Genomic DNA, 20,921 nt, shown 5'->3' on the forward strand with positions numbered 1-20,921 from the left:
TTTGTTTTTAAGATTTTTTATCAGCTGGTGCTGGAGAGGTTCTGGAAGCCTCTGCCTGTCTTTTGCTTCGGATATTTGCTTCCTTGAAGCTGACAAAGGTTTTATTTGTTTCATCGTACAGCCGGAACCGAATGGATGTGAGGCTTGTCCTAAGAGTAATCTTTGTAGCCTGCTGCAGTGGTTCAATGTTTTCATGGGTTTTTGGCAAATTATAGTTTGGCACACGTGGACTGAGGTGATGCACGTGATGGTAGCCGATATTGCCGGTAATCCACTGAAGCACCTTTGGAAGCTCGTAGTAAGAGCTTCCGTCTACGGCAGCTTTTACAAAGTCCCATTTGTCTTCGTTTTCAAAGTAGGAGTCTTCAAATGTGTGCTGGACATAAAACAACCAGATGCCGAGAAATCCTGCTGTGAAAAGCATAGGGATCTGAATAGTGAAAAAAGCAGCCCAGCCGACAAGCCAGATTAACAAAGCGTAAATAACTACAATAGAAATATTGGTGAAATACGTGTTCAGGCGTTCTTTTCTTTTCGCATTTTTACGGTTGAAGCGGTTCTCCACGAGAAACAGGTAAAATGGCCCTAAAAAGAAAAGCACGAATGGGTTGCGGTACATGCGATAGCTGAGCCGGAGCCATTTGCTGGCGTTTTGGTATTCCTCGACGGTCATGACCCAAACATCTCCGGTGCCCCGTTTGTCGAGGTTGCCGCTGGTGGAATGGTGCATCATATGGCTTCTTTTCCATTTTGCGTATGAGAAATGAGTAATGATCCCGGTTAACGTACCAATCCGGTCATTCGCTTTGCTGCTTTTGAAAAATGAACCGTGTGTGCAATCGTGAAAGATGATAAAGGTACGGACGATAAAGCCTCCGGCGACGATCGCAATGGCTGCACTGATAAAAGGAGATATGAAATAAGCTCCGTATGCAAGCGCCCAGAGGGCCAGGAGAGGAAGAATGGAGTTAAATAATTGAATAATACTTGCTTTATGGTCAGAATGTGCGTAAGGGGCAGCACTTTTTTTCAATTGCATTTGTTCTTGTCTGCTCATGGTTAATCGCTCCCTGCTTTATGGGGTGTATCTCTATTAATAGAATATAAAATTTTGACTCCGTCTGTAAGTCATAGACGTCAGGGAGAAAAAATGACAAATGTCATATACGGGCTGAATGAAGCGGAAGGAAATGGAATATGTATAAAATCGCCCATCGTATATTATATATGGTTTTGCCTTGCTTAAATAATTGGCAGACCAAAGCCTCTGAACACTTTAGGAGCTCAGAGGCTTATGTTTTATAAAGCGTAGTTTGTGCGCAGTGCATGGGTCAGCTCTGAAACGATATCGATATCTTTAAAGCTGATGCCAAGCTGGACAGCCGTCTGGGCCATTTCCGGACGCATGCCGCACAGCGTAGTCTTTACCCCAACCAGCTTTAAGGCGGTGGCAAGCTGCATGATACGCTGAGCAACGAATGTGGTGATGTCACGAACTCCGGAAAGGTCAATATACAGACGTGTTAATTCGCTTTCGGTGCACTGCTTTAACGTATGCTCCACAATAACCTGTCCCCGCTGTTCATCGATATGGCCAATGAGCGGAAGGAGGCCGGTTTTCTTTTGAATCAAAATGATCGGGGAGGAAAGCTCCATGATCATTGCCTCTTTCAGCTGCATCTGTTCGTTCATATGATAAATGGCTTCTTTCATGAACGCCCGCCCGGCGTAATCGAAAGCCTGGAGTGCTTTGCGCTGCCAGTCGAGCACATGATCGATGGGAATTGATTCCTCATACTGATGAACAAACAGGCGGATCTGTTCTAAAATGGCGTTGCGGTAATAAGTGAATTCTTCCTGAATGGTCAGCATTGGCTGCCACATTTCCTTATTTTCCTCCACAATGTCACTGATTTTTTCTTCAAAGTGCTCGTAAAACTGAGTTTCTTCCTCCTGAAACACATGAATAAGCTCCTGGGCAAAGACTTTTTTCATTTCTTCGAGCTTTTGACTTGTATAATCATCGGAAGGGGGGTCGGGAAAAGAATCGGCAGAAGATGTGCCACGCATCGTATCTATATGCTCAATCAAATAATCGTATAAGGAGCCGTCGGCTTTTTCCTGATTAAATTGCACGGTCGTTTTCCTCCAAAATGAAAGTATGGTGCGGATTGGTATAATTATAGAGCCTGGAAGGAAAAGTCACAAGTTTTTTATCCGTATTCATACCACATGATTCCCATCGTTTCAGCCCCGCCGTGAACACCGATTACCGGGCTGAGAGGGCAAAGGTGAATCGTGAGCTCAGGGGAGAGGTTCTGCAGCTCTGTTTTCCATGTCTCTGCTTTTTCCTTCGTTGTCGTATAAATAATACTCATGTCCTCGACCTGATAGGAGGCTATGGCTTCTTTAGCAATTTGCAGCAGCCGGTTTTCCGCCCGTTTCCGGGTTCGTATTTTTTCAAAAGGAACAATCTGTCCACCATCAAAGGTAAGAAGAGGATGGATCTTTAAAAGCGTGCCAAGGATCAGCTTTCCGCGGGAGATTCTGCCTCCTTTGTGTGCCTGTTCAAGGCTTCCGAGCAGCAGATAGCCTCTGGCGTGCCCGGCCATCTCTGTTAACCGCTGCTGTATTTTCTCCGGCGTGTGCCCTTCGTCTGCTAATTGCGATCCTCTCGTCAGCAGCGGGCGGATGCTGCCGGCGCCCATCTTCGAATCCACAGTGAAGAGCGGAAATCCGGTCATATCTGCTGCGAGCTGGGCTGTCTGAAGAGTGCCGCTTAAATGACTGCTGATATGTATGGCAATTCCTGCATCATAAGAATCCTTCAGCTGTTCAAACAGTTCGGAAAAACTGCCTACAGATGGCTGGCTGGTCGTAGGGAAAACTTCTTCATGCGGCAGCCGCTCATAAAATTCATCCGTTGTAATTTCAATATTTTCTTTATAGCTTTCGTTTTCAAACACAACAGATAAGGGAACAATATGAATATTATATTTTGCGGCTGTTTCTGCATCGATAGAACTGGTACTGTCTGTAATCCAGGCTATGCGCTGTGTCATCATCCACCTCTTATTTTATGTTAATTTGACAACGTTTTCACCGGTCTTGAATATATTATACATATTTCTGTATGGGAATTCGAATGAAACCCCCGCAGGATCCATATAAAAACGAGGGTAAAGAAAAACATGTCCGGGACCCATGCGGGTGCCAGAACATGCTTTAATTAAAAAACGGGGAGATTAGAGAAAATCCAATTACGACAGTGAACAAAATCGTCATATGGTTCAGCGAAAAAATAAACATAGTAGTTGCCCATTTTTTACTGTCCATCCGCCGGTAGCATATAAAGCTTGCAGCAAGCCAGGCCGCGCTTAATACGAAGGAAACGCCAACGATAAAGCTGCTGACAGGAAGGAAAAGAAAGCTCGAGAGCGTTAACAGAACAAGGTATACGTTTGTCTGAATATAGGTCCGCCGGTTTCCTTTGATTACTGGAAGCATAGGAATATTTGCTGCTTTGTACTCGTCATGTCTGCGTATGGCGATGGCATAGAAGTGCGGCATCTGCCATAAAACCATAATAACGAAAAGGCCGAGAGCTGCCGGGTGGAAAAAGTCATTGGAAATAGCTGCCCAGCCGATAAGCGGGGGCACTGCTCCGGAAATACTCCCGATCTCTGTATTGTAGATCGTGCGCCGCTTGCTCCACATTGTATATGGAACAACATAAAAGAATAAGCCTGTAAATCCGAAGAAGGCGGCGAGCGGTGAAGCCGCATATAAGAAGCCTAAGCCTGCAAGTGTCATAACAATTCCCAGTATAAGTGCATTTTTCAGCTGCATCCGGCCAGTCGCCGTAGGACGGTTCTTCGTCCGGTCCATGATCTTATCAATGTCGCGGTCGTATAAGTTGTTAAACGTGCCGGCAGCGCCGATAACAAGACCTGAGCCAAGCGTGGCAAGGACTATCGCTCCGATTTTTTCAGAAAAAGCGATGTTGTGAATATATAAAGCAAGGGTAATCCCTGCAAACATAACGATTAAATTGGATTTGATAATCCCGGTTTTAATCGTTTCCGCCAGTACTTTACGAAGTGCCTGTTTCGGGGCAGCGAGGGATCCTTGTTGAACCGTGCGTTCGATATTTTCCGATTTCATTTTATTCCCCCCAACCGTGTTCATCCGATACTAATGTATCACATATGTCGTTAAATTTAGAGATATTGACAAAAAAGTTCGCTATCTTGTCAATTGTTTGTGAACGATTCATGACAAATTATTATATATATATGTACTTCGTACTTTTAGCAAACAAAATTATATTCTCACATTAACCGCGTGTTGGCAAGTGTTACTTCCCGGGTGTTCCGGGCACAGGAGTCCATAAAAATGCTTTTGTGTGCGCTTATTCCCGGCCGGCCGTACAAAAGCCGTCCGGCAGGGGGACGGCATGATTATCAGCTGCTTTTTGTTTTTAATTCATGGAGCATTTCATGCACAGCGTGAGCGACGCCGTGTTCAGTATTCGTTTTTGTAGAAAAGCCGGATGCCTCCTTAACCTCCGGAACGGCATTTCCCATGGCGACGCTCCGGCCGGCCATTTGGAGCATATTCAAATCGTTAAAGTTATCCCCGAGAGCCATAACGTCTTCAAGGGAGATTCCGCGTCCGAGCGCGAACTCCTGAAGGGCAAAGCCTTTTTGGGCACGTACATGATTTAATTCAAGGTTTCCCATGCCCGAAGAAGTCAGAGCGAGCTCGTTATCACCCCGGAGCTCGTATTTCATCCGCTCGAGAACGGAAGCCTCTGAAGAAAAGGCGAGCATTTTATACACATCGAGGTCCTCGTAATCGAGTATTGAAAAGAAATCGTCTGCGAACTGGAAATTTTCATCCTCAAGCCGGCGCTCGGCATACTGTTCTGCTGCAGCTGTTGTCAGCTCGGGGTGCGCGGTCTGCAGCATTCCTACAACGATACTCATATATGCTTCTCTTGAAGGGGCGAAAATTCCCTGGCTGGTAAACAGTTCAATATAAGAACCGGCAGCGTGATGCACGGTTAAAATTCGTTCGCAGGAGCTTTCTGATATTGGGGCAGAACGCTGTATTTCTTTCCGGTTTTTGTAAGTGACTGCCCCGTTCATACTGATAATTGGGTAGGACAGACCGGCGGACGCCAATGGCCTGTGTGCTGCTTCGTAGGTTCTCCCTGTGGCGATCACAATATCAATGCCTTGTGCCGAAGCAGCCTGAAGCGCTTCGGCGTTCTCTTTACTGATTTCTCCGTTCTGATCCAGCAATGTTCCGTCCATATCCGTTGCAATTAGTTTCATTTCTTCTCCTCCGATATGCTCCAGGTCTGTTGACTCCGTTTTAATTATTACCTCCTATTATCGAACAATTCACCTAAGTCATCAACTTTTTTGTTTTCAGCAGGAACGCTGGGACTATAAAAACATCGACAGCTTATCTTACAAGGTGATTGAAGAATTCGTAAGGTTTCTACAGACTGATAGTAGCTTATGAAAATTTCGGAAAACATATTTCGCTCTGCGGGAGGGCGGTTTCTAACATGAAAAAACAGCATGTAGTCATTATAGGAGGAGGGCTTGCGGCGATCCGGTTAATGGAACAACTGCGTGAGCGGGCGGCCCGGGTGCATATTTCTATTTTCAGTAAAGAAAAAACGCTCCCATACAACCGGATTCAGCTTTCATCCTATTTAAATGGAGAAATAACAGAAGACGACTTAACAACCTATACAAATAAATGGTTCCGCCGGAATAATATATCTTTTCATCCGGGAGAGCCGGTCGAGCATGTGTTAAAAGAGGAAAAGAAAATCGTGACGGCTGGCGGAGAACACTCATACGATCATTTAGTCTTCGCTACAGGATCATCGCCGCTCATCCCCCCGGTGGAAGGTGTAGAAAAAGAGGGAGTATTTCCTTTTCGCACGCTTGAAGACTGCCGCAGGCTTGTAGAAGCAGCAGAACGTAAACGCCGGATTCTGGTTATTGGCGGAGGTCTGCTTGGGCTTGAAGCGGCTAATGGATTGAGCAGCTTCGATGCAGAAGTGACTGTCATACAGCGGGCGGATAACATTATGGACCGCCAGCTTGACCGGCAGTCTGCCGCCATGCTGCAGGGAAAACTGGAACGGCGCGGAGTGAAATTTTTGCTAAGTAAAGACGTTACTTCTATTTTGGGGCTCCGGAAGGTATCAGGAATTGCTTTTGGGGACGGGACACACATGGAAGCAGACATGGTGGTATTTGCAATCGGGATCCGGCCACAGCTGAAGCTTGCAGAGGCATCCGGTATTGAAACGAACCGCGGAATAATCGTGAACGATCGAATGGAGACAAGTGACAAGCACATATATGCAATAGGCGAATGTATAGAACATGACGGCCGGACATATGGTCTTGTACAGCCGGTGAACGAACAGGCGGATGTACTGGCCCGGCGTTTAAGCGGCGAGCATAAAGCCTACTATAAAGGGTCGAGTACTTCAGCAAAGCTGAAAATATCCGGGGTGGAGTTGTTTTCTGTCGGCTCTCTGATAGAGGATGAAGCTACAAAATCATGGGTGCTTCATGATGAGGAGAATGAGCTTTATAAAAAAATAGTTTTTCGTCATAAAACGGTCCAGGGAGCTGTGCTTTACGGAAATACGACTAACAGCGATCTGTTAAAGAGCCTGGTGATGACGGACAAACCCATCAATGCTTCGGAGAAAAAACAGCTGCTGTCAGCAAGCAGCGAGCCGGCCGGTTTTCTACTGGAAATGCCGGGATCTGACACGGTGTGTGCCTGTAATAATGTAAATAAAAATACCATTATCCAGGTCGTTCAGGAGAAAGAACTGACCACGCTGGATGAAGTGAAAACCTGTACAGGAGCTTCCACCTCCTGCGGGGGCTGCAGCAGCATGGCAGAGGGGTTGCTGAAGCTTGCCTGTGAAGGGAAGGTGGAAGCGGAAAACAAGGCAGAAGCGCTGTGCGTATGCACGGGGCTTGACCACCCTACGTTGATTAACCGGCTGATGGAAGTAAAACCGTCGACGCCGGAGGAAGCGATGGAGGCGTTAAACTGGAAAACGCCTGAAGGCTGCGAAATGTGCCGGCCTGCCATTGCGTACTATCTATATATGATTCAAATGAAGCAGGGAGAGCTTTCAAGCAATGAAACGCTGCCATTTACATATTCGCCGTACATTTCCCTGGAGGCGGATGGGACCTATACTCTGCAGCCGATCATGAAGGCAGGAATTATATCTCCTGAGCTGATCAAAAATTTAAATGCCGTTATCGAAAAATACCAGTTGAGCTATTTTCACATTACAGCGGGCGGACGCATACAGCTCCCTTATGTAGAGGACGAAGATGTGGTGGAGGTATGTGACAGCCTGGATATTCCCCTCCTTAACTTTCCAGGTTTTCAAATGACGGCTGTACAGAGTGTATTCAAGGATCGGATCCGGGAGCGTCACAATCCCGGAATGGTACCGTACGCTCTGGAGCTCGAGGAACCGGTGGAAGCTGTTCCTTTTCCCGATACGCTCTGTTTTGTCATGCTGGAGGGTTTTTCAATTCTTGAAGGTAATCACGTTGACGCCGGACTGCTTAAAATGGAAGACAAGTGGGAGTTTCATATTCATTTTGAGGAAAAGTCCGTGCTGCTGTTCTCAGCCCCTACCTTTATGGAAATAAAAGAGTATATTTGGGCGCTGCTTCAATATTACCGGGAAACAGCGTTTTTTAAGGAATCATTTGCCGGATGGTGCGGACGTATGACCGTTATTCATATACGGGAAGGACTCTTTGATCCGGAGACAAGAGAGCAGCTGCTCCACCAGTTAAGTGTTTGTTTGAAGAAGCCGCTGCCGTATCATTTTTCGATTCCAGAAGGGAGTACAGTTCATGAATGATTTCGGATCCAATTACGGACAAACAATAGAGCCGGCGGTGCTCGAAGAAAACCGGCATCAGGCTCAGTGCCCTTTCTGCAGTATGCAGTGTAAAAAGGAAGTAGTGGAGCAGATCACTACAAAAGGCATTAAATATAAAACCGTAGGTGTGGATAACCCCACCACGCACGGCCGATTATGTGTCAAAGGTCACTCCGCCTACCAGCACGTTATTCATGAAGACCGGATTACGATGCCGATGAAAAAAGTGAACGGCCGGTTTAAGTCCATTGAATGGGACGAAGCCCTGGATATTATTGAACAGCGGACGAAGGAAATTCAAAACACCTCCGGCAAAGATGCTTTATCGGTATACGGCGGAGGCTCGCTTACGAATGAAGAATCCTATCTGCTCGGCAAATTTGCCCGTGTTGGGCTGCAGACAAAATACATTGATTACAACGGCCGGTTCTGTATGTCTTCTGCTGCCTCGGCGGCGACAAAGACGTTCGGAGTCGACCGCGGTTTTACCAACGGCATTGAGGAAATTCCAAACGCAAAATGCATTATACTCGCCGGTACTAATATTGCGGAATGCCAGCCAACCATTATGCCGTATTTTGAACAGGCGAAACAGAACGGATCCTTTATTATTGTGATTGATCCGAGGGTGACAGAGACAGCTAAAATGGCAGACCTGCATCTGCAGCTGAAGCCCGGGGAGGACTGGTCTTTGACGACCGCGCTTTTAAAAGTGATTTTTGATAAAAACCTGCAGAATAAAGAGTTTCTGCAGAACCGCACAGAAGGTGCTGAAGAGCTTGAAGCTTACGTGCGCCAGTACAGCGTAGAGGAGCTTGCAAGACGGGCAGATGTGCCCCGCGGCGACATTGAGCAGGCGGCCACGATCTTCGCCGAAGCTGGTACAGGCATGATATTTACTGCGCGGGGAGTGGAGCAGCAGATTGACGGGCACCAGGCTGTCCGCCATTTTATTAATTTAGCGCTGATCTGCGGCCACATCGGTAAACCAGGTGCTGGATACGGAGCGATTACCGGTCAGGCAAACGGCCAGGGAGGGAGGGAACACGGCCAGAAATCTGACCAGCTTCCAGGGTACCGCTCGATTGAAGACCCAAAAGCCAGGGAGCATATAGCTGCGGTTTGGAATGTGAATGAGAAGGATTTGCCCGGAAAAGGTGTCTCCGCCTATGAAATGATGCAGAAAACGCAGAACGGGGAAATTAAAGGGATGTTTTTAGTAGGATCCAATCCTATCGCTTCCAACCCGAACGCCTCTATTGTGAAGCAGGGGCTGGAGGCGCTTGATTTTTTAGTGGTCGTCGATTTATTTATTTCAGAAACGGCCGAATACGCCGACCTGGTCCTCCCGTCGACCGCTTATATTGAAGATGAAGGAACGCTTACGAATATGGAAGGGCGGGTGACCTGGAGACAGGGAATGCGCCCGGCTCCTGGCCAGGCAAAGCACGACTGGGAGATTTTATCGCTGATTGCTTCGCGTCTTGGTAAAGAAAAGTGGTTCAGCTACTGCTCGGCAGAAGATGTTTTCGAAGAACTGCGTCTTGCTTCAAAGGGAGGACCGGCTGATTATTACGGAATTACGTATGAACGGATTAAAAAGGAAGAGGGCGTTTTCTGGCCGTGCCCTTCCCCGGAAGAAAAAGGAAGGCAGCGCCTGTTTGATGACTCTTTTGTACATGATGGCGGCAGAGCCCGCTGCTTTACTCCGGAAAACGGTAAAGAAATTATTAAAGAACGACTGTCGGAAGCGAGACCGCTGTATTTAACGACTGGCAGGGTAATGTCGCATTACCTGACCGGGGTTCAGACTGGAAAAAGCGCCAGATTAAATGCCCGTTATTTTGAATCATTCGTCGAAATTCATCCAGAAACAGCAGAAAAGTACGGAATTAAGGAAAACGACCTTGTCACCCTGGAATCTCTGCAGGGCTCTATTGTGGTTAGAAATCAATGGTCGGAAAACATCCGGAAGGATACGATCTTCGTACCTTTTCACTGGGCAGGCAAACAGAACGTGAACCGGCTGATTGCAGGTACGCTGGATCCAGTGTGCCAGATGCCGGGGTTTAAGCTGGCAGCAGTCTCCATGAAGCCGGCAGAAGCGCAAAAACAAAAAGTATAATAGATACAACGAACGCTGCCGGAATCGACAGCGTTCTTTTTTGTGCCGGAATGGTGTCTATTTAATAAATAAAAAACCAGCTCCCGTACCGGTTGTGAACGGCACGGGAGCTGGTCGGGGTTTGTGGCTGACATGGCAGGCAGTGGCCTCTGCAGCCCGCGGAGCGTTTATCCCTGATAGAGAAACGCTCCGCGGGCCGGCCTGGTAAACCAGGACCGGGCCCTCACTCAGCGGTCTTTATCAGAAACCTGGCTGGCGTAGGAAACGGCTTCCTTCGAGCGGAGGGCCGCTCCTTTTGCTTTTTCTTTAAGCAGCTGATCCTCCTTCGAGAGGTAGTAGTCGTCGGCAAAGGAATTTTCCGGTTCTTCGAGTGTAAAATAGCATATGATAAAGCTTACGAAAGCCCCGCCGGCCAGAATGAAGAAAAACTGGCTCGGGGTGACGAACGTATAAAGCGTTAAATATACGCTTGCACCGATGCTTCCATATGCTCCGGTCATGCCGGCCACCTGTCCGGTGACCCGTTTTTTTACCATTGGAACCATTGCGAAGGTGGCGCCTTCGCCTCCCTGCACGAATAACGAAGTAAGGACCGTCATGAGGACAGCGAGTATTACCGGCCAGCCGGAGTTGATCATGCCCATGCCGCACATGCCGATCACGATGCCAAACATGTAAACGAGCATCACCTTGCGCCGGCTTCCAAGGCGGTCGGATAGTACACCGCCAAGCGGACGGGCAAGCAGGTTCACGAAGGCAAATGAAGCTGCAATAAGACCGGCTGTGGACGGTGTAAGGGAGAAGGTGAGCTGGAAGAACATAGGGAGCATCGATACAATCGCGAGCTCTGCACCGAAGTTGGCGAAATAAGTACTGTTCAGCGCTCCAACGTTTTTGAAGTTGTATTGATCGTCTTTTGCTATGCCTTGTTTAATAATAGGAACGTTTACTTTGACGATCATATAGATTTGATAAATTAATACGATACCTACAGCCGTGAAAATGCCGTATACAATAGATGTGGAGATAAAGCCCATATCGAAGACTCTCCAGGCGCTAAGGGCTACGGCACCGCCGACAGGTATCGTCCAAAACATCAGTTGAGCCATGTCTTTCCAGGAGCTCACTTCCATGGCACCGGACCGCTTCGGTTTAATAAGCGTATGACCTTCCGGCGTGTCGCGGACATTTAAATAGAAAACAATACCATAAATAAAGCAGATAACCCCGGTAAAGGCGACCGCGTATCTCCAGCTGTCATCGCCTCCGATAAGGGTAATGGCGAGCCACGGGAGAATAATAGCTCCTGCTGCTGAACCAAAATTGCCCCAGCCGCCGTAGATCCCTTCAGCAAATCCGACGTGCTTGGGCGGGAACCATTCTGCGATCATTCGGATACCGACAACAAAGCTTGCGCCAATACTTCCTAGTACAAGCCGGCTGATGGCAAGCTGCGCCCAGGTGCTGCCGAATGCAAAAATAAATGTAGGCACCGCCATAATAATCAACAGTGTGGAAAAGACGACCCGCGGGCCAAATCGGTCGAGGAGTGAGCCGATAATGATCCGGGCCGGAATAGTCAGGGCTACGTTCATAATTCCGAGGGCGGCGATATGTTCAGTTGTGAGCCATCCAAGGTCAGCCATCATAGTGGTCGCGAGTGGAGCCATGTTGTACCAGGCGAAAAATGAGATGAAGAACGCAAACCAGCAGAAATGAAGAATTTTAATACGTTCATCCTGAAAGCGGAAAAGGTCTTTAATAGTCAAAAGGAGAACCTCCTAAGGTGGGGTAATTATTTTTGGTTTATTCAAAAAACAATTGACAGCTGACACTCGCATACTTATTTCTCAGGAAGTTCGCCGATGCGGGCAAAGAAGATTTATTTTAAAAGCAGATAAACCATGTTGTTTTCAATTCTTGTATCATAGGAGGCGGTACAGCCTTCATCCGCTCCCTGGGCCTGTCCGTCGTTTAGGCTGATTTTCCAGTCGTGAAGCGGGCAGAAGACATGCTCTCCGCTGACAATCCCCTGGGAAAGAGGCCCTCCTTTGTGAGGGCATTTATTTTCCAGGGCGAAAATGGTGTTTTCTTTAGTCTTAAAAATGGCTATTGAAGTTTCTTCAATGATCACTTCTTTAGGAATATCGACCGTAATTTCATCGACAGTTGCTACAGCTACTTCTTTTTGTTTATCTACGCTATTCATCACTATTCCTCCCTCATATTAAACGAGCTCCACTTTACGCTGTTCAAACAGCTCCTGCTTTTTCTTTTCGTTATACGTAAGTTCCTTCCATGGGTCTTCCCCTTTATGCTCGAGGGCTACTTCCATGCGCTCAATTAAGTTTGCCCGTCCCTCTTCATCTTCGAGAACGACCGCTTTTACATGATCAAGGCCGACGCGTTCGATCCAGTGGGAGGTACGCTCGAGGTAGTGGGCGGACTCCCGGTAATACTGGAGAAAGGCACTGATAGAATCCAACAGCTCGTCATCACTCTTCATTTTTCCGAGCAGTTCGCCGCCCCGGAGGTCAACGCCGCCATTTCCGCCGACGTACATTTCCCAGTGCCCTTCAAGACCGACAATACCGATGTCTTTGATGCCGGACTCCGCGCAGTTTCTCGGGCAGGCAGAGACGGCCATTTTTACTTTATGGGGAGTGTTGAGCCGTTCATATTTTTGTTCGATGCTCATACCCATCCCGATGGAATCCTGGGTGCCGAAACGGCAGAAGTCTTCACCGACGCATGTTTTAACGGTGCGTATACTTTTTCCATAAGCATGGCCGGAAGGCATATCGAGTTCTCCCCATATGGACGGAAGGTCTTCTTTTTTGACACCAAGCATGTCGATACGCTGGCCGCCTGTCATCTTAAGCAGCGGCACTTCATACTTTTCTGCGACATCGGCAATTCTTCGGAGCTGATCTGAATTAGTGACGCCTCCGTACATTCTTGGAACAACGGAATAGGTGCCGTCGTTTTGAATATTGGCGTGCACACGTTCATTGATAAAACGGGAGGAGTAGTCGTCTTCATACTCTTCTGGTTTCGAAACGCTCAGGTAATAGTTCAGGGCAGGGCGGCACTTGGAGCAGCCTTCAGGCTCCTTCCATCCCAGCACATTCATCACTTCGCGGGTATGGGTGAGCTGCTTAGTCTTTATTTCTTCAGTGACCTGCTCGTGAGAGAGATCGGTACAACCGCACAGCGGCTCCACTTCGGAACCGGAAGCCTCGTCGCCGAGCGTGGCATTCAGCAGGTCGGAAACGAGCGGTTTACAGCCGCCGCAGGAGCGTGAAGCGTTCGTATGCTGTTTGATCTCGTTGACGGAAGTCAGTCCTTTGTCATTAATGGCAGAAACGATATCGCCTTTACAGACCCCGTTACATCCGCAGACCGTTTCTTCGTCCGCCATGTCTACGACTGGACTCTCCATTGGCGCATTGCTTTCGGAAGGGAGGATAAGCCCTTTGCCAACGTCGGAGATGTCTTCTTTTTTATTAATCAGGTTCAAAAGCTTCGGCGAATCAGAGGTATCTCCGAATAAAACAGCTCCGACCACCTTGTTATCGCGGATATTCACTTTTTTATAAACGCCATCAAAGTCGTCATGAACAAGCACAGATTTTAAATCGTCCGCTTCTCCAAATTCACCTGCCGAAAAGACATCCACACCTGAAACCTTTAATTTGGTTGATGTAAGAGAGCCCCGGTAGCCGGTCCCGGTTGGTTCCTTGGAGACGAGCCGCTCAGCCAGAATTTTTCCCTGTTCATACAATGGAGCTACCAGGCCGTAGGCAATGCCGTTATGCTCTGCACATTCACCAACGGCGTATACATCGGGAGCGCTCGTTTCAAGATAATCATTCACAACAATCGCGCGGTTTGTATCCAGACCGGAATTCTCTGCAAGGCTAATATTAGGACGGATGCCGACAGCGATAACAATGAGATCGGCGTAAAGTGATTCCCCGTCTTTGAAATGAAGTCCCTGAACGCGTTTGCGTCCGAAAATCTGTTCTGTCTGCTTTTCCATGTGGAACCGCATGCCCTGGCCTTCGAGCTCACGCTTCAGCATTTTGGAGGCGTTCGGGTCGAGCTGGCGCTCCATTAACTGATCCTGAATGTGGATTACTTCTGTTTCCATGTTTAGGTTCAGCAGGCCCCGGGCAGCCTCAAGACCGAGCAGCCCTCCGCCAATTACAGCTGCCTTTTCATACTTTTTGGAGGCTTCAATCATCGTTTCGGTATCTTTTATGTCCCTGAAGGAAATTACTCCTTCTTTGTCAGATCCGGGGATAGGGGGCATAAAAGGGTTGGAGCCGGTAGCTACGATCAGATGGTCGTAAGTACACACAATCCCCCCGGCGCTTTCCACCTGTTTGTTTTCCGTATCAATACGTTTGACCTCATCGCCTGTATGAAGCGTAATATTATGTTCTTCATACCAGTTGTAATCATTTAAAACGATATCTTTTAATTCACTGTCACCCTGAAGAACAGAGGACAGCAGGATGCGGTTGTAGTTTGGGTGCGGTTCCTTGCCAAAAACCGTAATTTCAAAACGGTCCGGCTCCTGCTTTAAAATTTCTTCAATGGTGTACATACCGGCCATGCCGTTGCCGATTAAGACGAGACGCTCTTTATTCATGAATGAATCCTCCTCAGATAATTTAAATAATTCTGACATTTTCACCGGTTTAAATGCCGGCCGGTGTTTTCACAGAAAACGAATTAAGGCTGTTTAACTGGTCTGTCATTTGTTCAGGCAGCAGTGAAGGATCTATATAAAACACATCTGCTTCATCTGAAGGGAAGGCCTCCTTATCAAAAATAATGTACACAGGAAAAGCAGTGGTTTGCTGTTCGCTTATCATCCGGTCGATGCCTGGCTTCAGCTGTTGATAGGAGGCATAATCGGGGACGAAAATAGTATCGATCAGCTCCTCTTCAAGCAGTCGTGAAAGAGCATGTTCGGTGTTTGATGAAAGGCCTCCGGCATCAATCGGCTGATTCGTATGGCAAATGGCGGCCTGCTCGTCCTGCAGATAATCTGTAAAATTCTGAAGCCCGGGACGTCCGGCGGTGAAGGCTGCAATGCTCCGCCCGGTTTTTTTACCCGGGTCAAACCACTGCGTTCTGGAGTGCATTCCGGTAACAGTGCCTACTACAATAATTGCCGGATTTGCAATCTGTTTTCTGTGAACGGCTTCTTCAAGCCCGGCGAGCGAAGCGGCGGTTGACTGCTGCCTGCCGTAGGTGCCCCACTGCACAATAAGAACCGATTCTTCGGGTGAGCGGCCGTGCTGGATGAGCTGTTCTGCGATCCATCCGGCGTGTTTGACGCCCATATAAAAGACGATCGTATCAGAACCAGCAGCAAGGCCGCCCCATTGAATGTCGGGCATTCCGTCCTGCTGTTTGCCGTGGCCGGTCACCACGGTGTAAGAGCGTGAATGTTCCCGGTGGGTCAAAGGAACACCGGCGTAAGCTGGAGCGGCACTCCCGGAAGTGACCCCCGGAATGATTTCAAAGCGGATCTGATGCTTTTGAAGCTCTTCGGCTTCTTCTCCAACTCTTCCAAAAACCCCCGGATCCCCTCCTTTTAAGCGGACGACCCGGCTGCCGCGCCGGGCATGGACCCGGAGCTCATGGTGAATGTCCTGCTGCCGGAGCGTATGCCGGCACGGCTGCTTGCCGCAGTATATAAATTTCGCATCAGGAGAAGCCTGCAGCAGGAGCCCGGGATGAGCCAGACGGTCATAAATGACCACGTCGGCCTGTTGTAATTTGCGCAGCCCCTTAGCGGTGATTAATTCAGGGTCGCCCGGTCCGGCACCTACAAATGAGACGATTCCAGTATGATTACTGCCCATGCTGCACCTCTTTCCTTTTAATATGTACCTGCAGTATTTATTTTTCGACTACGAGTTTTATTCTAGGTAAAGCCAAAAGGTAATTCAGCATATGTGAAAGAAAACTTAACGTACTTTTTCCTTTTTTCGTACTTCTGAACTTTTTCATACGTGCACTGACGAGTATTCGATAAATATAAGTGCGAAAACCATATTATTCTTGTGATTAAATCTAACAACGGCTTTCCTGAGACCTGGAGAGTAAAGAAAAATTTAGACGCTCGTTAAAAATATGAATCAGAAATATAGGTATTTAGAACTTTTTTTGAAAATAAATTCATTAAAAAGTTTAGATCCATGAAGTAAAAGGTAATTTCAACTAAAGAAGTTATTCAATTCAGATGAGAAAGTGAGTGTTAGTCATGATTCGTACAATTTTAATGGTTATTGGAGCTATTGTTGTGATTGGAGCAATTCTCTCCTTAATTTAAGAAGAAATTGCTCAAATGATTACATTAAAGACCCTCTCCAGCCCAGCGAATTCATGACTGTTTATTTCCAGCTATTCATTGGAAAAGCATGAAGCCTTTGGCCGGATGAGGGTTTTTGCGTATAAATTAAATTTTCACGTTAAGAAAGGTGAGATACAGTGACCGACGCTAAAGATAAAGTTACGTACGGATTGATGGCCGCTGGCAGCCTTATTGGCGGAGCGCTTCCTCTAATCACTAAAGGGACGAAAAATAAACTTCAATCCTCAGAGGAATCTTCTGAGGAAGAAAATACTGATGAGCCAGCTGAAAACCAGGAGAAAGAAAAAAAGGCTCCCCAGCTTAAGCAGACAGCAAAAAAACCTGCGAATAAAGCAAAGCAGGCGAAAGATAACGTAAAGGAATCGGGCAGACAGCTGCAAGGCACCGTGGAAAATAAGAAGAAAAGCGCTGAAGATACCGCAAAAAATGCGGGTGAACAGGCGAAAGAAGCCGTTTCAGGAAAAGCTAAAGGAGCCAAACAGGCGGCTGACGCGAGCAAAGTTGTTTATAAAGGAAATAAAAAGGTTAAAGAAACTAAGGGCAGAATAAATGGAGTTAAAAATACTGTCGGCGAAAAAGTAGAAAAAACCGGCATGAAAATACAGGATCAAAAAAACGCCCAAAGCAATGCCAATGAAGCTGAAGAAGCAGAGCAGCCAAGACAGGAAGCGGGCAGTACTCCGAAAAAGGCAAAAAAAGTTTCTAAAAAAGCCGCACGCCGGCTGACGGATGCGACAGGCCTTGAACAGAGCGCGGCTTCAGCAGAGCCGGGTGCAGAAAATGCGGAAGAGTCAACGCTAACGCAGGAGCTTGAGCGACGCCCGGAAGAAATGAACGAAGCTGAAGTGGATGCTTACCAATCCAGCAGTCAAAACGGAAGTAAAATGAACCACAGCCTGACGGACGTAATGGATACCGTGAACGATTTCTTTAAAAACTATGTAGCCGAGCCACAGCGGATTACTTCTACGGAAAAACAGGAGGGCCGCTGGCTGGTAGAAATCGAAGCGTTGAATAAAGAAGGCAGAAAGTCTAAAAAAGAAACGTATCAGGTACAGGTAGATGATCATTTAGAGGTGACCTCCTATAAGCGGGTAGATGGAAATAAATAATGCTTCGGTTTGAGGAGACCAAATTATGGCAAAAAAGATATTATTAACTGAAGGCGGAAAATATGTCGATGGCTCAAAGCCAAAGGTAAGAAAAACGTTCTCCGTACCGGACGAAGCCTGGAAAAAAACGCACTTTTCTTCTTATTCCAAAGAAGCAGCATCCGATGATAAATCATCCGGGAAGCAATCCACTGATGAAGAAAAGAGCTCCGAGGATGATGAATCATTTTTGGACAAGGTGAAAAGCAGTGGCCAAAAAGCTGCTAAATGGGTTTCCTTTAATAAAACGAAAGAATTCCTTGATGAGCAGACAGAAGATACGTTCATTGAGCCTATTAAAGACACCGCAGAAGAAATCTCTGACTTGAACCCTGTAGAAACAACGAAAAACATGATTCAGGGCAATGCTAAAGAAGAACTGGTAAAAACAGCTACAAAAGGGGTGAAAAATAACCCTCAGGCTGCCAATGCCGTAGCTGCAGCCTATATGGGCAAAAAGTTTTTCAATACCCTGGAGAGCGCCCGGCTGGCAAAAGAACATGCGCAGGAAAAAGTAGAGGAAACAAAGAAGGCATTGGAAGGAAAAGGGGAAGAAGCCCAGGAAAAATTGCAGCAAGCTGTAGAGCAGGCTAAAGAAAAAGGCCAGGAAGCCCAGGAAAAACTGGGTGAAGCTACAGGGCAGCTGCAGGACAACGTCCAGGGCGGCTCCAATAAGTCCGGGAAAGGGGGCGGTAAAATCCTTCGATCGCTGCCCGAAAAAGGCTTAAGCGATCTAAAGGGAATGGAAGACATCAAGGGACCGTCGAACATCAAGACTTACAGCGAGTCCAGGTTAAGAAGCTATGATGAGGTCAAGGGCGTTGATGATATTAAGGGTATAAGCGAACTGAAAGGCTTATCTGACATCAAGAGCTACAAGGAATCGAAGCTGAAAAGCTACGATGACATCAAAGGCATCAGTGCCATTAAAGGAACAGAAAATATTAAGCATTATGATTAAGGAGTGAAAGATTATGGCAACAATTGAAAAAAGTACAGATTCTTCCAGCTTGGCAGAGGTTATTGACCGTATACTCGACAAAGGTATCGTTATCGACCTGTACGCCCGTATTTCTGTGGTAGGAATTGAACTAATCACAATTGAAGCACGTATCGTTATTGCAAGTGTTGACACTTGGCTCCGTTACGCTGAAGCAGTCGGACTGCTCCGCGACGATGTCCAGGGCGAAATCGATGAAGATGCAGACTCTAATGAGCGTGCCGGGCAGTTAAACTTTGCTTAAATTTCTCTAATCCCGTCATGCGTATGACTGCATGGCGGGATATATTTCTATTGGAAGAAGAAAGCGGGGACCACTATGAAGGAAGTAATGAAATCACTGAACGATTTTTTTGAAGAAAATTTAAAACCTCCATTTCGAATTACTTCGGTTTCCGAAGAAGAGTACGGCTGGTTTGCAGAAGTGGAAGTTATCGAAGAAGATGAGTATATGCAGAAGTACGGACATGACCAGCTTCTGGGTGTCTATGAAGTGAAGCTTAACAACAATCAGCAGGTAGGATCGTTTGAGCGAGTGAATCTGAGACCGAGAAGTGCTCACGTTGAAACGGCAGAAAGGAGATAGGTATCCATGGCGGCCAAACAATCAACGACAAAATCAAAAGAAACTACTGAAGAGAACCAGGGCCAGGAACTGAAAACCAGCAAAAGCGGCTCGTATAAACCTTTCTCCTCTGAAGAAGAAGGAGAAGAGCAGCCGAAAGAGCAGATTAAAGGCCCGGCGAAATCAGGTTCTTCGAGTGAAACTTCAGAGAAATCATCCGGACAGAACGAAAAAACGGACGATAAAGGAGAAAGTGACGAAGTGAATAATACTACGACCGCCAGCAAGAAAAATACAGCCAAAACCAAACAGACAAAAAAAGAAGCCGATGAAGAAGCAGCTCAACAGGAGGAGTCAGACGAGGCATCATTTGCACCTATTAAAAGTGATATGTTTGAAACCATCCGTTCATTTTTCGAAGAAACGATGAACTCACCAGTCCGTATCACGGCTATTATGGACGCGGGAGACGGCTGGAACATTGAAGTAGAACTAGTAGAAGAAAAAGAGTATACGCAAAAATACGGAAGAGACCAGTTGATTGGGATTTATGAAGCCACGATGAACAAGGATCAAAAAATAACTTCCTATCAAAGGATGAACACTCGTCCGAGAAGTACTCCTTTTGAGAAAAAAGAGAGGTAAAAAATATGGCGACTACTAACGAAAGAAAGCAGCAGACTCAGAAAAAGTCATCCAACACATCGGGGAGCTCCAGAACAAATCAGCAAAAAGGGAGCTCTCAGAGCAGAGGGCAGTCAAAAAAGATCAATGCTCCTGCCACAGCGAATTCGAAGCAAACGACCTCTGAAGAACAACAACAGTCAAAGCAGCAAAAGATCCGTACGATTGATCAAATCGTAGAAACTGAAGAAATGCAGTCGATTTTAGAACGTTCCGAAAAGTATTTAACCTCTGGATATCCTGTACACTTTACAGGTGCAGCCGGAGTAGGTAAAACCACCCTTTCGTTTCAGCTTGCACGCCGGTTTAACCAGCCTGTCACGCTGTTAAACGGGAATGAAAGCCTCTCGAATACGGACCTTCTCGGCGGAAGAATCGGTTATACCAGTGACAAATTAATCGATAATTACGTCCGGAAAGTGTATAAACGCGAAGACCATATTACAGAACGGTGGAGCACCGGCCGTCTGCTTGAAGCAGTAAAAAATGGCCACACGCTCATTTACGATGAATTTACGCGTTCGCTGCCGTCTACAAACAATTTATTCCTTTCCGTACTTGAAGAAGGTATACTGCCGCTTTACGGCACTCAGCGTAACGAAAGCTTTATTACCGTGCACCCGAATTTTAAAGCAATTTTCACAAGCAATCCGGAAGAATATGCCGGTGTGCATAAATCCCAGGATGCTCTCCTTGATAGAATGATTACAATTCCGGTGGAGGATCCGAATAAGGAAGCCCAGGTTTCTATCCTGACAGAAAGAGCTTCCATCAGTGAAAAAGAAGCTGAAACCATTATTAAAGCACTGGATTGGGCGAAATCCACGAGCAGGGAAAACGATACGCATGTCCCAAGCTTCCGGCTCGCTGTTATGACTGCGATGTTAAGCTCGGAGCATGATGTTAAAATAGATGTAAAAAATGACGATTTTCAACAATTGTTTTTTGATGTGATGGGGCATTATTTCCTGGAAAATATTCAGGGAGAAGATGTCAGCGAAGCACAAAAAAGAATGAAGGAAGAGTTGAAAAAGGTCTAGGA

17 protein-coding genes are annotated in these 20,921 nt (G+C 46.8%); 8 read left to right on the plus strand and 9 right to left on the minus strand.

Features of this window, described 5'->3' with window-relative positions; all coding sequences use genetic code 11:
- Nucleotides 1-7: 7 nt before the first annotated feature.
- The 5 genes from desA to ACTRXF_RS05450 form a co-directional block, all read right to left on the minus strand.
- Nucleotides 8-1,057: a Delta(5) desaturase DesA gene (desA, locus tag ACTRXF_RS05430; RefSeq protein WP_474278213.1), complete on the minus strand. Its 1,050-nt coding sequence runs from the start codon at nt 1,055-1,057 to the stop codon at nt 8-10.
- A gap of 242 nt (nt 1,058-1,299) precedes the next feature.
- Nucleotides 1,300-2,136 carry an STAS domain-containing protein gene (locus ACTRXF_RS05435; protein ID WP_474260933.1) on the minus strand — a complete coding sequence of 279 codons (837 nt, stop codon included), beginning with the start codon at nt 2,134-2,136 and terminating at the stop codon, nt 1,300-1,302.
- A 77-nt stretch (nt 2,137-2,213) separates the two neighbouring features.
- Nucleotides 2,214-3,062, minus strand: coding sequence for a DegV family protein (locus ACTRXF_RS05440; protein WP_474278215.1), 849 nt, complete (start codon nt 3,060-3,062; stop codon nt 2,214-2,216).
- Between the two features lie 163 nt (nt 3,063-3,225).
- Entirely contained in the window at nt 3,226-4,164 is a 939-nt protein-coding gene (gene cyoE, locus ACTRXF_RS05445; protein ID WP_474260935.1) for a heme o synthase, read from the minus strand.
- A 299-nt stretch (nt 4,165-4,463) separates the two neighbouring features.
- Nucleotides 4,464-5,339 (minus strand): Cof-type HAD-IIB family hydrolase, encoded by an 876-nt coding sequence (locus ACTRXF_RS05450; RefSeq protein WP_474278217.1) that lies wholly within the window; start codon nt 5,337-5,339, stop codon nt 4,464-4,466.
- 239 nt (nt 5,340-5,578) lie between these two features.
- Between ACTRXF_RS05450 and nirB (ACTRXF_RS05455) the strand changes: the two genes are divergently transcribed.
- A complete protein-coding gene (nirB, locus tag ACTRXF_RS05455; protein ID WP_474278219.1) occupies nt 5,579-7,939 on the plus strand; it encodes a nitrite reductase large subunit NirB in 2,361 nt (786 codons plus the stop codon).
- On the plus strand, nt 7,932-10,085 hold the full coding sequence (gene nasC / locus ACTRXF_RS05460) for an assimilatory nitrate reductase catalytic subunit NasC (protein ID WP_474278221.1): 2,154 nt from the start codon (nt 7,932-7,934) through the stop codon (nt 10,083-10,085). The genes nirB (ACTRXF_RS05455) and nasC overlap by 8 nt, the downstream gene beginning before the upstream one ends.
- Nucleotides 10,086-10,312: 227 nt before the next feature.
- On the opposite strand, the gene ACTRXF_RS05465 is transcribed toward nasC, so the two are convergent.
- From ACTRXF_RS05465 to cobA, 4 genes are all read right to left on the minus strand, one after another.
- Nucleotides 10,313-11,854, minus strand: coding sequence for an MFS transporter (locus ACTRXF_RS05465; protein WP_474260939.1), 1,542 nt, complete (start codon nt 11,852-11,854; stop codon nt 10,313-10,315).
- Between the two features lie 113 nt (nt 11,855-11,967).
- Entirely contained in the window at nt 11,968-12,294 is a 327-nt protein-coding gene (gene nirD, locus ACTRXF_RS05470; protein ID WP_474278223.1) for a nitrite reductase small subunit NirD, read from the minus strand.
- An 18-nt stretch (nt 12,295-12,312) separates the two neighbouring features.
- Nucleotides 12,313-14,742, minus strand: a complete 2,430-nt coding sequence (nirB, locus tag ACTRXF_RS05475; RefSeq protein WP_474278225.1) for a nitrite reductase large subunit NirB — start codon at nt 14,740-14,742, stop codon at nt 12,313-12,315.
- Between the two features lie 49 nt (nt 14,743-14,791).
- A complete protein-coding gene (cobA, locus tag ACTRXF_RS05480; RefSeq protein ID WP_474278227.1) occupies nt 14,792-15,967 on the minus strand; it encodes a uroporphyrinogen-III C-methyltransferase in 1,176 nt (391 codons plus the stop codon).
- A gap of 628 nt (nt 15,968-16,595) precedes the next feature.
- Here cobA and ACTRXF_RS05485 point away from each other — a divergent pair.
- The 6 genes from ACTRXF_RS05485 to gvpN are packed head-to-tail and all read left to right on the plus strand — an operon-like array spanning nt 16,596 to nt 20,919.
- On the plus strand, nt 16,596-17,591 hold the full coding sequence (locus ACTRXF_RS05485; RefSeq protein WP_474278229.1) for a hypothetical protein: 996 nt from the start codon (nt 16,596-16,598) through the stop codon (nt 17,589-17,591).
- A 25-nt stretch (nt 17,592-17,616) separates the two neighbouring features.
- The gene (locus tag ACTRXF_RS05490; RefSeq protein ID WP_474260944.1) at nt 17,617-18,591 is read left to right on the plus strand and encodes a hypothetical protein; all 975 of its coding nucleotides are present in this window, start codon (nt 17,617-17,619) and stop codon (nt 18,589-18,591) included.
- Nucleotides 18,592-18,604: 13 nt separating this feature from the next.
- Nucleotides 18,605-18,874, plus strand: coding sequence for a gas vesicle structural protein GvpA (gene gvpA, locus ACTRXF_RS05495; RefSeq protein WP_022794406.1), 270 nt, complete (start codon nt 18,605-18,607; stop codon nt 18,872-18,874).
- A 39-nt stretch (nt 18,875-18,913) separates the two neighbouring features.
- Nucleotides 18,914-19,216 (plus strand): gas vesicle protein GvpO, encoded by a 303-nt coding sequence (gene gvpO / locus ACTRXF_RS05500; protein ID WP_474261138.1) that lies wholly within the window; start codon nt 18,914-18,916, stop codon nt 19,214-19,216.
- A 6-nt stretch (nt 19,217-19,222) separates the two neighbouring features.
- Nucleotides 19,223-19,840, plus strand: coding sequence for a gas vesicle protein GvpO (locus ACTRXF_RS05505; RefSeq protein WP_474260945.1), 618 nt, complete (start codon nt 19,223-19,225; stop codon nt 19,838-19,840).
- Nucleotides 19,841-19,845: 5 nt separating this feature from the next.
- Nucleotides 19,846-20,919 carry a gas vesicle protein GvpN gene (gene gvpN / locus ACTRXF_RS05510; protein WP_474278231.1) on the plus strand — a complete coding sequence of 358 codons (1,074 nt, stop codon included), beginning with the start codon at nt 19,846-19,848 and terminating at the stop codon, nt 20,917-20,919.
- Nucleotides 20,920-20,921: the final 2 nt, after the last annotated feature.

The sequence above is a fragment of the Marinococcus sp. LNHM3E3-2.2 genome, from assembly GCF_056034385.1.